This window comes from Streptomyces sp. NPDC058457 (assembly GCF_042720695.1).
Classification (GTDB): Bacteria; Actinomycetota; Actinomycetes; order Streptomycetales; family Streptomycetaceae; genus Streptomyces.
Map to the genome: position 1 here is coordinate 26,620 of NZ_JBHXLU010000078.1, position 12,151 is coordinate 38,770.

The following is a 12,151-nucleotide window of genomic DNA, read 5'->3' on the forward strand; positions in this document are numbered from 1 at the left end:
CCACGACGCGACGGGTGCGGTGCACCCGAGGGCCCGATGGTGGTGCATGCCGGGCGCTCCGTCCCGGTCGCCGGGCGGTGAGGCCCGGCGACACTCAGGCTGTGGTCCCCGGTCCGCCCACGTCGCCGCGGTCACCGGTGATCCCCGCCAGCCGGAGCAGCAGTTCCTTGACCTCGGTGGCGGCGAACTCCGCGCGTGCCGGGCCCGGTTCGGAGCACAGGAGCACGGGGCCGTGGCGCGGGTCCTCCGGTAGCCGGCCGTGGCTGCCGCTCACTCCGGCCGGGTTCAGCGGCACGGTACGGATCCGGTAGCGGTACCCGAGCTTCTTGCGGGCCACCTGGGCCACCGCGCGCAGTCTCACCGCCGGGACGTCGTCGTCGTACAGCAGCTCGGCAGGGTCGTAACCGGGCTTGCGGTGGATCTCGACCTGGCGGGCGAAATCGGGGGCACGGTCGTCGTCCAGCCAGTAGTAGTACGTGAACCAGGCGTCGGCCTCGGCGACGGCGACGAGTTCGCCCGAGCGCTCGTGGTCCAGGCCGTGCGCGGCCTTCCCCTCCGCGTCGAGGACACGGTCGACGCCGTCGAGTCCGGCGAGGATCTTGGCGACCTCCTCCAGGTCCTCCGGGCGCCGGACATACACATGCGCCACCTGGTGGTCGGCGACGGCGAAGGCGCGGGAGGTCCAGGGGTCCAGGTACTCCATGCCGTCCTGGGTGTGGACTTCGAGCAGTCCGGCACGGCGCAGGGAGCGGTTGACGTCCACGGGGCGGGAGACCGGGGTGATCCCGTACTCACTGAGTGCCACGACCGTCGCCCCCTCGTGGAGGAAGTGGTCGATCAGCGGACGGAGCGCGTCGTCGAGCCGGCGAGCGGCGCGGGCGGTCTCGGCGGACTGCGGACCGGAGCGCTGCGGCTCGTAGTCCATCTGGGGGACGTAGACCAGGGTCAGATCGGGGCGGTGCTCGTCGAAGACCTGGCGGGCGGCGCCCAGGATCCACTGGGTGGAGGGCATTCCCGCGTTCGGGCCCCAGTAGGTGAAGAGGGGGAACGGGCCGAGCCGTTCGGTGAGTTCGTCGTGCAGGGACGGCGGCCAGGTGTAGCAGTCGGGTTCCTTGCGGCCGTCGGAGTAGTAGACGGGACGCGGTGTGACGGTGAGGTCGACGGCCGCGCCCATCGCGTACCACCAGCAGATGTTCGCCACCTTGTAGCCGGGGGCCGTCCTGCGTGCCGTCTCCCAGATCTTCTCGCCGCCGACGAGCGCGTTGTGCTGCCGCCACAGCAGTACCTCGCCCAGGTCACGGAAGTACCAGCCGTTGCCCACGACACCATGGACGCTCGGCGGTGCACCGGTGAGGAGGGTCGACTGCACGGTGCAGGTCACGGCGGGCAGGGTCGTGCCGAGCCGGGCCCGGAAACCACGCTCGCCGAGGGCGGCGACGGCGGGCATGTGCCGCAGCAGGTCCGGGGTGAGGCCGACGATGTCGAGCACGACCAGCCGGTTCGTGGTGTTGGTCATGACGGATCTTCCTTAAGGCCGAGGCCGGTCAACTGTTTCCGTGCCCAGGCGAGTTCAGCGGCGATGCCGTCCACCAGGCCCGCACGGCCGGCGGGCGGACGCGGCAGGACGGACCATGTGTAGGTCTCGACCTCGATGTGGTCGCAGAGCGCGGAGGGCCCGCCGAGCAGCCCGGAGAGCACGGCGCCGAGTTGCCCGGACGTCGTGCGCAGCGGTGGCTCGGGCGCCGCGTGCAGTGGGGCGTGGAAGTGCACCCGCCAGGGCCCGGTGCCGGTGGGCAGACCACCGGCGAGCGCCTCGGGAAGGTCGTCGGCACCGAGTACGGTCCCGCCGAGCCCGCCGCCGTCGCCGGAGTCGGCCGTGCCGCCGGGGCTGGCCGGGGCCCCGGACGAACTCCCGGTCGTCGTGCGCGTCTGGTGCAGGAACCTGGGTTCGGCCAGCCGTTCCAGCGCCGCACGGGCGTCGGGGTCCGCCGGATCCGCCGCCTCCACCGCGCAGGACGCCTGGAGCTTGACGACCGGCAGCCCGGCGGCCGCGAGCCGGCCGAGCGCCGCGTCAGGGTCCTCGAACTGCACGGCGAGATGGCAGGCGTCCAGGCAGACACCGAGCCGTTCCGGATCAAGGCCGCCCAGTTCGCGTACCACCTGCTCGGTGGTCTCCACGACGCATCCGGGCTCCGGTTCGAAGGCGACTCGGACGGTGCGGCCGGTGTCCCGTTCCAGTTGGGCGAGCCCGTCCGTCAACAGGTCCAGTGCGCGGCGGGCCGCTTCGGAGCGCTCCGGAGGCCAGGGTGCCCGCCAGGCCAGCGGAAGGGTGGAAACACTGCCGCGGGCGGCGTCGTCCGGAAGGAGGGCGGCGAGGACGCGGGCGCAGTCGAGGGTGTAGCGGAGGCGGGCGTCGTCTGCCCAGTCGGGGAGGTAGACGTCCTTCTTGACGACCTCCCGGTGGAACCCGGCGTACGGGAAGGCGTTGAGGGTGACCGTTTCGAGACCCCGCGCACACAGTTCGTCGCGCAGCCGGGTCAACGCACCCGCGTCGGCCACCAGTTCCGTGACGACCCCGCGGGCCAGCCACAGCCCGATGCCCAGCCGGTCGGCACCGAGCCGTGCCCGCACCGGTTCCGCGTAGGCCGCGAGCTGGGCGAGGACCCCGTCCAGGTCCTCCGCCTGGTGCACGTTGCTGCAGTACGCGAGATGGACGGTCGAGTCGTCCGGGTGACGGAAGCGCACGGGTCGTTCACTCTCCCCCGCGCTTGATGGAGTTGCCCTGGTAGGTGGCCGAGTCGTCCGGCTTGGTCTCGTCCAGAACCGGGTCCAGGTCCAGGCGTCCGCTCTGTCCGTAGAAGGCGACGGGGTTGCGCCACAGCACCGTGTCGACCTCCTCCTGCCCGAACCCGGCCGCCAGCATGGCGTCGCCGGTCTTCCGGGTCTTCAGGGGATCGCTCCGCCCCCAGTCGGCCGCCGAGTTCACGAGGACCCGCTCCGCACCGTGCTCCTGGAGGATCCGCACCATCCGGCCCTCGCTCATCTTGGTCCTCGGGTAGACGGAGAATCCCGCCCAGCAGCCGCTGTCCTTCACCATGCCCACGGTCAGCTCGTTCAGGTGGTCCAGCACGACGAACTCGGGCGCGATCCCGGACTCCCGTACGACGTCCAGCGTGCGCCGGGTGCCGGCCGCCTTGTCGCGGTGCGGTGTGTGTACGAGGGCGGGAAGGCCGAAGTCCACGGCGAGCTGGAGCTGCCGGGCCAGAGCCTCGTCCTCCTCCTTCGTCATCGAGTCGTAGCCGGTCTCGCCGACCGCGACGACCCTGTCCTTGGCGAGATAGCGGGGCAGCTCCTCCAGGACGGGAACGCAGCGCGGGTCGTTGGCCTCCTTGGGATTGAGGGCGATCGTGCAGAAGTGCTGGATGCCGAACTGGGCAGCGCGGTACGGCTCCCAGCCCAGCAGCGAGTCGAAGTAGTCGTAGAAGACGGCGGGCGAGGTACGGGGCTGGCCCAGCCAGAAGGCCGGCTCGACCACGGCCCGTACCCCGGCGGCGTACATGGCCTCGTAGTCGTCCGTCGTACGGGAGGTCATATGGATATGGGGATCGAAGATGCGCATGGTCAGGCGACTCCGTTGAGTGCGGTGAGGAGAGCGGACCGCGTCCCGGCGTCGAACGTGTCGAGCACGTCGGGGAAGGAACGGACGACGGACCGGATGTCCTCGGGTACGTCACGTCCCGCGGCGATCCGCTCGTGTGCGAAGTCGGCGAGCATCCGGGCCAGTTCGGGGTCGGCGCGGTCGGCCAGCCCGGCGACACGAGCGAGCGGGATCTCGCAGAAGACGCACTTCAGGACGGCCTGCCGGTACTCGTCGTCCGGGAGACGGGCGGCGGCGTACGGTCCCAGGGCCGCCTCGATCAGCGTGTTGTCGTTCCCGCGCAGCGTTTCCCGTACGAGGAAGAGCAGGCGCCCCTCGTCGTCGACGAGTGGCAGCGCGCGCAGCACGGCCCGCTGTTCGGCCGGGTCGCCGTGCCGGTGCAGCGTTCCCACCTCGTCGGCGAGGGCGGGTCCGCGCAGCGGCAGGGCGGTCAGGAGGACGGCGCGGGCGGCCTCGTCGACGGTCCAGTGGGGGTCGAGCCGGGCCCGGCCGCAGTGGCGGCGGACGGCGGGGAAGACGGCCCGGATGGCCTTGGGGTCGATGATGACGCGGTTGACGGCGTCGTCGAACCAGGCGCGGGCGTCGGCCGTGAGGCCGGCCCGGGGATCAGGCAGGGCGGGAATCATGGGTGTGTCTCCTCAGGAACTCGATGGACCGGCGGGCAACGTCGGGTGCGTCCGGTGCGCCGCCCTGGATCTCCACCGAGACCAGCCCCCGGGTCCCGAGTTCCCGCAGCGCGCCCAGCACCGGCGCGAAGTCGATCTCGCCGTCGCCGAGTTCCAGATGCCGGTGAACGCCGCGCCGCATGTCCTCGATCTGCACGTTGAGCAGGTACGGGGCGGCACGACGCACGCACTCCAGCAGGGGAAGGTCCTCGACGCAGTACGCGTGTCCGATGTCCAGCGTGATCCCGAACAGTTCATTCCCGCCCACCAGGCGCCGCAGCTCCAGGCACCGCTCGACGGTGTCGATGAACATGTCGGGCTCGGGCTCGAAGGCCAGCGCGACACCGTACGCCGCGGCCGTCCCCAGCACCGCCTCGATGCCCCGCGCGAGGCGTTCGAGGGCCTCCCGCTCGGCCATGCCGTCGGGCGCCGGGCCGCTGCACAGGTGGACGGTGGGTGAGCCGAGGTCCGCGGCGATGCGGACCGCCCGCCGCAACAGGTCGATCCGCCGTTCAGCGCCGCTCCGCCCCGTGAGGGTGGGCAGGTGCCTGCCGTACGGGTCGAGGAGGTACGGAGCCCCGGTCTCTACGGTAACGGTGAGCCCGCACCTTTCCAACTGCCCACGCACACGCGCTACTTGGCGGGCCAGGTCGTCGGCGTACGGGTCGAGGTGCACATGGTCGAGGGTGAGCGCCACACCGTCGTAGCCGAGGTCCGCGAGGATCGCCAGGACGTCGCTCAACCGATGCTGGGTGAAGCCGTTCGTCCCGTAACCGAATCGGAGTTCCATGTCCCTCTTCGTATGTGCTTCTTCGTGCGCGGTTCTCCGCGTGCGGTGCCGGACTCATGTGGGGGACACGCGCCGGGCCAGCCGTCGCGCCAGCGGATGTACGGCGCCGAGCAGGGCGGCCACCGCGGGCGCCCCGGCCCGCGCGGTGAGCGCCGCCTGCAGTGGCACCAGCCCCAGGATCCCGGCCCCCACCGCGCGCCGGACGTTCGGTCCGGACGGCTCCCTGACGGCTCGCGCCTGGGCCAGCCCGTACGTTCCCAGATATCCGGCGACCGCGGTGCCCGCGACGGCGGTACCGGCACGGGTGGCGGGAGTCCCTGTGGGCAGGGCCGCCGCCAGTGCTGTAGTGGCGCTCGCCGCGAGCGTCGACGCCGGCAGCCTTGCCGGGGCTCCGGAGACCTCGTGGCGACTGAGCACCGTGAGGGTGTATGTGTGCAGACCGACGAGGGCGGCGGGTACCACCCCGCGCCGAACCGGTCCGGCGGCCGCCGCGCCCGCCAGGACATCCAGCGCCCGGGCTCCGGCCATGACCGCCGGGCCTGCCGGGGTGGACTTCAGCTTCAGGTCGTACGCCCAGACGAGCCCGGTGAGCGGCAACGCGACGGCGAGGCTCCGCCGCCCGCCCGAAACGGCCGCGAGCCCGAGTCCCGCGGTGGTCAGTGCGCAGGCGACACCCAGGGCGGTACGGCGCGGCACCCGTCCGGACGGAACCGGGCGCTGCGGCCGCTCGACCGCGTCGACGGCCGCGTCGGCGTAGTCGTTGAGAGCCATGCCGGCCCAGTAGAGGCAGACGGACGAGGCGATCACGCCGGGGACGCGGGGGCCGAAGGGGCGCCCTGCGGCCGCCGCACCCGCGATGATGTCGCCCGGAACGCTGAGCGCGGCCGGTGCGCGGACGAGAATCGCCAGGTCGGAGAGGCCGAGCGGCCTGGGGCGTCGTCCGAAGCGGAGGACCCCTTCCCGATCTTTCATATGTTCACGCTAGCGGTTTTTATTGAACTTTCATCTTCATTGAGTGGAGGAATCGTGTGGCCCACGTGAAACAAGTCTCACAAGTCGGCACTGCGGGAACGGTCCTGCGGGGTGGCGGGGGTCTACGAGTGGGTTCGGCCGCGTGGCTGTAGAGGGTGCGCTCGCCGTCGGGCCAGATCCGCAGGGTGGCGGTGACGGGATCCGCGGCGCGGAGGAACGGTTCCTGGTCCTCGTAGCGGGCGAGCGGGTCATGTCCGCCGTGCAGCAGGAGCAGGGGGCAGGCGACGCGGTGCCGGTCCGGGTCGAAGCACAGCGCGTCCATGACCTCGGCGATCCGGTCCGGGGCGTCGGTGCCGAGTGCGGCGGCCAACCGCTCGCGAGCGGTACGGAACTCCGGGACCGTCGGGGCCGCCGGGGCACCGTTGACGACCACCGCGCCGACGCGTGGGTCTGCGGCGGCCAGATGGGCGGCGAACAGGCCGCCGAAGCTGACACCCTGCACGCCGATGGCACCGGCGAGGCGGAAATCGGCTTCCGCCAGATCCAGGAAGCGGGCGAAGCCTGCGCCCCCCATTGCCGTTTTCGTGGTCCCGCAACGGGACCACCGGCCTTCGGAGTTGGCATGACTACCTCCGCTTGTCGAGTGCATGGCCCGGGGCGGGTCGGCCGGCAGGCACAACCAGCCGGTCAGGACTCCGTCACAGTGCGGGATCTCCACGCACTCGACCTCGGGGGCGGGGGCGGCGGTCGCGGCGGTGTGCCGGAAGTACAGGTCCCGTTGAAGCGCGTTCAACCGCCCGAAGGATCTGCACACCATCCGGAGCGTTCATTCACATCTCAACCATGAGATGTCATGGAGGTGATATCTGAGACATCAGATGATGAAGTGACGGAGAGTCATTTCTTAGCACCTAAGAGGATTTTCCAGGCGGAGCGGCCCGACTTCAGCATGCCGCACGATCGCCCTCGCGGGACGCCGGGCCGCAGGACGCCACCTGGCCATCGGCCCGAGCCTCAGCAAGGCGCCGCCCGCGTCCGGCCGTCGGCCGCCCGCAGGGGTGTCCGTACCGGCCGACCCCCCTGTAGCCGCGTGCCCGGCGCGGCCTGTCGCCGCTGCACCGGCTCCCGACGGTTCCACGCCACCGGAAGCGGCCCGTCAGCCGCACGCACGCCGCGGTTCCGGATCCGCTCACGTCGCCGTGGTCGACGTTGATCCCCGCCGACCGGAGCAACGGTTCCCCGGCGTCGGCGACGAACTCCCCGCACGCCGCGCCCGGGTGTTCATGGCCCGTCCGCCGGGTGCGGTCACGAAGCCGGGGCCTGTCGGCCCATCGTGCTCGCGCGGGGGATGAGCCGATGCGGGGCCCGGATTTCCATGCCGGGCACGGGGGTCGGGTTGCCGATCCGCTTGAACAGTCGATCCACCGCCGTCTCGGCGATCATCTTCTTGTCCGGCGAGACCGTGGTGACGGGCGGGTTGGAGTAACGGGCGTCCTCGATGTCGTCGTAGCCGACGATGGCGACGTCCTCCGGGACGCGCAGTCCGCGCGAGGCCAGGGTGTGCAGGGCGCCGAGGGCGACCAGGTCGCTGTAGCAGAAGACCGCGTCCGGAGGCTCCTCCAGGTCGAGAAGGTGGGCCATGGCCGTGGCTCCGTCGGAGCGGTTGAAGCGGGGGGTGGAGATGACGTACTCCTCCCGGACGGGGATTCCGGCCCGCTCGTGTGCCAGGCGGTAGCCGCGGGTGCGGAGCTGAGCCGCCTCGCCGGTGCGGTAGGGCTGGTCGCCGATCGCGGCGACCCGGCGGCGGCCGAGGTCGAGCAGATGCTCGGTGGCCTCGCGGGAGGCGGTGACGTCGTCGATGCCGATGTGGTCGAAGCCTCCGTCACTCACCCGCTCGCCGAGCACGACGAGCGGCAGGTTCGCGTCGCGCTCGGACAGGTCGGACTGGGCCAGGCCCAGCGGGCTGAAGATGACGCCGTCGAAGAGCAGTTGCTGGGAGCCACGGGTGAGGAACATCTTCTCGTGCTCGGCGTCGCCGTCGGTCTGGTCGATCAGGACGTTGTACCCGCGCACCCGGGCCGCGCGGATGATGCCCTGCAGCAGCTCGGCGAAGTACGGCGTGTCCAGATAGGGCACGACCACCGCGATCTGGCCCGAGCGGCCGGCGGCCAGGTTGCGGGCAAGAACGTTGGGCCGGTAGCCGAGTTCGTCCACGGCACGCTGGACCCGCTCGCGCGTGCCCTCCGTGACCGGCGCATAGCCGTTGACCACGTTGGACACGGTGCGGCTGGAGACGCCGGCCAGGGCCGCGACGTCGCGGAGTGTGACGCCTTTCGCCATAGGTCACCTTCATCCCGGTCGGAGTTGTTAGAGGAAAGTTTCGGCCAGCCTCTTGCAGCGTGGCAATCCCTCGGTTAACACTTTTGCAGCGCTGCAGAGCCTAACAGAGGCCCGAGGGGATGATCGGGCCCGCTTCTCGCCAACTCTGGGGCGCAGCTGGTGGATTGCAACCAGTAGGAGCCGCGGTGACGCTCGTTTCTTTACTCCCCGACGCCTGACAACACCTCCCTTTCTTCTCGTCCGAAATATCGAACAATGTTCGCTATGCGGACGGCGCCCATCCCGCCGCACTCTCTCCTCCTTCGTCCCCTCTTCCGCCCTTCAGGCACCTCACCCAGGAGAATGCTCATGTCGTCCAGCAGACAGCTTCCGACCCGCGACGGACACCGCGTGCCCGCGTCCCTCCGACGGGCCGCCGTCGCGACGGCCTCCGCGGCCCTCGCCGGCGTGCTTCTCGCGGCCTGCGGCGGAGGTGGCAGCGGCTCCGGCTCGGCGTCGAACGGCCCGGTGCACATCAAGGTGTGGGCGTGGTACCCGCAGTTCAAGCAGGTCGTGGCGGAGTTCAACAAGACCCACAAGGACGTCCAGGTCGACTGGGTGCAGGCCGGTGTGGGCCAGGATGAGTACACCAAGCTGAAGACCGCGCTGAAGGCAGGCCAGGGCGCCCCCGACGTCGTCATGCTGGAGTTCCAGGAGCTGCCGACCATCCAGCTCACCAAGGGTCTGCTCGACATGGGCAAGTACGGCGCGAACGACGACAAGGGCAACTACGTCGACTGGGCCTGGCAGCAGTCCTCCGACGGCGACCACGTCTACGCCATCCCGGTCGACGGCGGCCCGATGGCCATGATGTACCGCGCGGACCTGTTCAAGAAGTACCACCTGAAGGTCCCCACCACCTGGGCGGAGTTCAAGGAGGAGGCCGCCAAGCTGCACAAGGCCGACCCGAACGCGTACCTGACCGACTTCGGCAGCGACGAGACGGCCGGCGGCTGGCGCCAGGGCCTGATGTGGCAGGCGGGTTCCCGCCCCTACACCTACTCGGCGAGCAAGCTCCCGAACATCGGCGTCAAGCTCAACGACGCAGACGCCAAGAAGGTGTACGACTACTGGGGCGACCTGGTGAAGAACAAGCTGGTCGACACCCAGTCGTACGCCACCACCGACTTCTACAACGGCCTGAGCACAGGCAAGTACGCCACCTACATCGCGGCCGGCTGGGGCCCGGGCTACCTCTCCAGTGTCGCCGCGAAGACTTCGGGCAAGTGGCGGGTCGCCCCGCTGCCGCAGTGGACGGCCGGTGACAGCGCGCAGGGCGACTGGGGCGGTTCGAGCTTCTCGGTGACCTCCCAGACCAAGCACCCGAAGGAGGCCACCGAGGTCGCCCGCGAGCTCTTCGGCACCTCCCAGGGCGCCTGGAAGATCGGCATCGACCAGGCCTACCTCTTCCCGCTGTCCAAGCCGATCCTCAACGGCTCGTACTTCGGGGACAAGAAGTACGACTTCTTCGGCGGCCAGCAGATCAACAAGGTGTTCGTGCCCGCCGCGAACGGCATCGGGGCCTTCGACTGGAGCCCTTTCCAGGACTTCGCCTACAACACCGACACCGCCGAGGTCGGCAAGGCCCTCCAGGGCCAGAGCGACTGGTCGGCCGTGAACGACAACGTCCAGCAGCAGGTGACCTCCTACGCGGCCAAGCAGGGCTTCAAGGTCAGCAAGTAACCGGCCGGGGATTCCAAGCCCCTCCGTCCCCGTCGGCACCGGTGCCGGCGGGGACCCCCAAGACGCGCAAGGAGAAGTGATGAGCCTGCTCAGACAGCAGGGATCGGCGGTGGCCGCGCCCCTGGGCCCACCCGCCGCGCAGGGCGCGGGTGCCCGCGCCACCACCCCGAGTACGGGCCGGCGCACCGGAGGGCTGTCCGCCCGTACCCGGCACCAGGGGACGGGCGTGCTGCTGATCACCCCGTTCCTGCTGCTGTTCCTGGCCTTCCTGGTGGCCCCGCTGGGTTACGCGTTCTGGCTGAGCCTTCGGACCTCCACCCTGGTGGGCGGTGACCACTTCAGCTGGTTCGCCAACTACAAGCAGACCTTCACGGACCCGCACTTCCTGTCCGGCGTGCGCCGGGTCGCCGTCTTCGGTCTGGTGCAGATCCCGGTGATGCTGTGCCTCGCCCTGCTCGGGGCGCTGATCATCGACGAGGTGAGCAGCAAGCTCGCCAAGGTCTTCCGGATGACCCTGTTCATGCCGTACGCCGTCCCCGCGGTGATCGGCGCCCTGATGTGGGGCTTCCTGTACAGCCCGACCTTCGGCCCGGTGAACTCCCTGAGCGGCGCGCTCGGGCTCGGCAAGGTCGACCTGCTCGGGCACTCCCTGATGCTGACCTCGCTCGGCAACATCGTGACCTGGCAGTGGACCGGCTACAACATGATCGTCCTGTACGCCGCGCTCCAGGGCCTGCCCCGCGAGGTGTACGAGGCGGCGAAGCTGGACGGAGCCGGCCAGATCCAGACGGCCCTGCGCATCAAGATCCCGATGATCTCCTCGGCGCTGGTGCTCACCCTGATGTTCACCATCATCGGGACCCTGCAGTTCTTCACCGAACCGCGGGTGCTGGAACCGACCGCTTCCTCGGTGATCACCCCGGACTACACGCCGAACCTGTACGCCTACAACCTGGCGTTCCAGTACTCGGAGTTCAACTACTCCGCAGCCATCTCCTTCTCCCTCGGAGCGGTGGTCTTCATCGGCTCCTACATCTTCCTGTTCGCCACGCGCAAGAGGAGCGGACTGAAGTGACCACCGCCGCCGCACCCGCATCCGCCATGGGCCCTCCGGCCGCTCGCCGTCCGTCCGCCGTGCGCGGACGCGTCACCGTCAACGTGGTGATGGTGGCGATGATCCTCTACTTCCTGATGCCGTTCTGGTGGCTGGTCGTCGCCGCCACCAAGGACAACGACGCGCTCTTCTCCACCGCCGCCCTGTGGTTCCACTCGCCCGGCTCCTTCTTCACCAACCTCCGGGAACTGTTCACCTACAACGACGGCGAGTACCTGCGCTGGATGGGCAACACCGCGATCTACGCGGGTGTCAGCGGGGCCGGTGCCACCGCCGTGGCGACCCTCGCGGGCTATGCCTTCGCCAAGTACCGCTTCCCCGGCGCCAACCTGCTCTTCTCCAGCCTCCTCGGCGCCATCATGGTGCCCGCCACGGCGCTGGCCATCCCCACCTACCTGCTGCTGAGCAAGGTCGAGCTGACCAACACCATGTGGGCGGTCATCCTGCCCTCGCTGCTCAACCCGTTCGGCGTCTACCTGGTGCGGGTCTATGTACAGGAGTCCCTGCCCGACGAACTGCTGGAGGCGGCCCGGATGGACGGGGCCGGGGAACTGCGCGTGCTGTGGTCGGTGGCGCTGCCCACCCTGAAGCCGGCCCTCGTCACCGTGCTGCTCTTCTCGATGGTCGGCACCTGGAACAACTTCTTCCTGCCACTGGTGATGCTCAACAACGACAAACTGTTCCCGCTCACCGTCGGCCTGCAGTCCTGGTACCAGGGGGCGCTGATCCAGTCCGGAGCCAACGCGCTGTTCACCCTTGTCATCGCGGGTTCCCTGGTGGCGATCCTGCCGCTGGTGGTCACCTTCCTCCTCCTCCAGCGGTACTGGCGCGGCGGTCTGACCGTCGGAAGCCTCAAGTAACCCGGCGGACCGGCCCGTTCCCCCTCTTCT

General features: G+C 70.0%; 11 protein-coding genes. 3 read left to right on the forward strand and 8 right to left on the reverse strand.

Annotated features, from left to right (window positions below; all coding sequences use genetic code 11):
* Nucleotides 1-94 precede the first annotated feature (94 nt).
* The 8 genes from ACFWPS_RS40660 to ACFWPS_RS40695 form a co-directional block, all read right to left on the reverse strand.
* On the reverse strand, nucleotides 95-1,516 hold the full coding sequence (locus tag ACFWPS_RS40660; protein WP_383715368.1) for an alkaline phosphatase family protein: 1,422 nt from the start codon (nucleotides 1,514-1,516) through the stop codon (nucleotides 95-97).
* On the reverse strand, nucleotides 1,513-2,745 hold the full coding sequence (eboE, locus tag ACFWPS_RS40665; RefSeq protein ID WP_383715372.1) for a metabolite traffic protein EboE: 1,233 nt from the start codon (nucleotides 2,743-2,745) through the stop codon (nucleotides 1,513-1,515). Before eboE ends, ACFWPS_RS40660 begins: the two co-directional genes overlap by 4 nt.
* Nucleotides 2,746-2,752: 7 nt before the next feature.
* Nucleotides 2,753-3,619: a TatD family hydrolase gene (locus ACFWPS_RS40670; RefSeq protein ID WP_383715374.1), complete on the reverse strand. Its 867-nt coding sequence runs from the start codon at nucleotides 3,617-3,619 to the stop codon at nucleotides 2,753-2,755.
* A gap of 2 nt (nucleotides 3,620-3,621) precedes the next feature.
* Nucleotides 3,622-4,284 carry an EboA domain-containing protein gene (locus ACFWPS_RS40675; RefSeq protein WP_383715378.1) on the reverse strand — a complete coding sequence of 221 codons (663 nt, stop codon included), beginning with the start codon at nucleotides 4,282-4,284 and terminating at the stop codon, nucleotides 3,622-3,624.
* Nucleotides 4,265-5,113: a sugar phosphate isomerase/epimerase family protein gene (locus tag ACFWPS_RS40680; RefSeq protein WP_383715380.1), complete on the reverse strand. Its 849-nt coding sequence runs from the start codon at nucleotides 5,111-5,113 to the stop codon at nucleotides 4,265-4,267. The genes ACFWPS_RS40675 and ACFWPS_RS40680 overlap by 20 nt, the downstream gene beginning before the upstream one ends.
* Before the next feature lie 54 nt (nucleotides 5,114-5,167).
* Nucleotides 5,168-6,085 carry an SCO3242 family prenyltransferase gene (locus ACFWPS_RS40685; RefSeq protein ID WP_383715382.1) on the reverse strand — a complete coding sequence of 306 codons (918 nt, stop codon included), beginning with the start codon at nucleotides 6,083-6,085 and terminating at the stop codon, nucleotides 5,168-5,170.
* A 19-nt stretch (nucleotides 6,086-6,104) separates the two neighbouring features.
* On the reverse strand, nucleotides 6,105-6,659 hold the full coding sequence (locus ACFWPS_RS40690) for an alpha/beta hydrolase family protein (protein WP_383715386.1): 555 nt from the start codon (nucleotides 6,657-6,659) through the stop codon (nucleotides 6,105-6,107).
* A gap of 731 nt (nucleotides 6,660-7,390) precedes the next feature.
* A complete protein-coding gene (locus ACFWPS_RS40695) occupies nucleotides 7,391-8,425 on the reverse strand; it encodes a LacI family DNA-binding transcriptional regulator (protein ID WP_383715388.1) in 1,035 nt (344 codons plus the stop codon).
* Between the two features lie 348 nt (nucleotides 8,426-8,773).
* Here ACFWPS_RS40695 and ACFWPS_RS40700 point away from each other — a divergent pair, with 348 nt between their 5' ends.
* From ACFWPS_RS40700 to ACFWPS_RS40710, 3 genes are all read left to right on the forward strand, one after another.
* Nucleotides 8,774-10,147 carry an ABC transporter substrate-binding protein gene (locus ACFWPS_RS40700; protein WP_383715391.1) on the forward strand — a complete coding sequence of 458 codons (1,374 nt, stop codon included), beginning with the start codon at nucleotides 8,774-8,776 and terminating at the stop codon, nucleotides 10,145-10,147.
* 79 nt (nucleotides 10,148-10,226) lie between these two features.
* Nucleotides 10,227-11,222: a carbohydrate ABC transporter permease gene (locus tag ACFWPS_RS40705; protein WP_383715393.1), complete on the forward strand. Its 996-nt coding sequence runs from the start codon at nucleotides 10,227-10,229 to the stop codon at nucleotides 11,220-11,222.
* Complete coding sequence (locus ACFWPS_RS40710) at nucleotides 11,219-12,121, forward strand: carbohydrate ABC transporter permease (RefSeq protein ID WP_383715396.1); 903 nt, start codon at nucleotides 11,219-11,221, stop codon at nucleotides 12,119-12,121. Before ACFWPS_RS40705 ends, ACFWPS_RS40710 begins: the two co-directional genes overlap by 4 nt.
* Nucleotides 12,122-12,151 lie beyond the last annotated feature (30 nt).

Bases quoted from the DNA above. Each gene is read 5' to 3' on its own strand.
- ACFWPS_RS40675 (WP_383715378.1), bottom strand. From the start codon at position 4,284: ATGATTCCCGCCCTGCCTGATCCCCGGGCCGGCCTCACGGCCGACGCC.
- ACFWPS_RS40660 (WP_383715368.1), bottom strand. From the start codon at position 1,516: ATGACCAACACCACGAACCGGCTGGTCGTGCTCGACATCGTCGGCCTC.
- ACFWPS_RS40670 (WP_383715374.1), bottom strand. From the start codon at position 3,619: ATGCGCATCTTCGATCCCCATATCCATATGACCTCCCGTACGACGGAC.
- ACFWPS_RS40700 (WP_383715391.1), top strand. From the start codon at position 8,774: ATGTCGTCCAGCAGACAGCTTCCGACCCGCGACGGACACCGCGTGCCC.
- ACFWPS_RS40695 (WP_383715388.1), bottom strand. From the start codon at position 8,425: ATGGCGAAAGGCGTCACACTCCGCGACGTCGCGGCCCTGGCCGGCGTC.
- ACFWPS_RS40680 (WP_383715380.1), bottom strand. From the start codon at position 5,113: ATGGAACTCCGATTCGGTTACGGGACGAACGGCTTCACCCAGCATCGG.
- ACFWPS_RS40705 (WP_383715393.1), top strand. From the start codon at position 10,227: ATGAGCCTGCTCAGACAGCAGGGATCGGCGGTGGCCGCGCCCCTGGGC.
- ACFWPS_RS40685 (WP_383715382.1), bottom strand. From the start codon at position 6,085: ATGAAAGATCGGGAAGGGGTCCTCCGCTTCGGACGACGCCCCAGGCCG.
- ACFWPS_RS40690 (WP_383715386.1), bottom strand. From the start codon at position 6,659: ATGGGGGGCGCAGGCTTCGCCCGCTTCCTGGATCTGGCGGAAGCCGAT.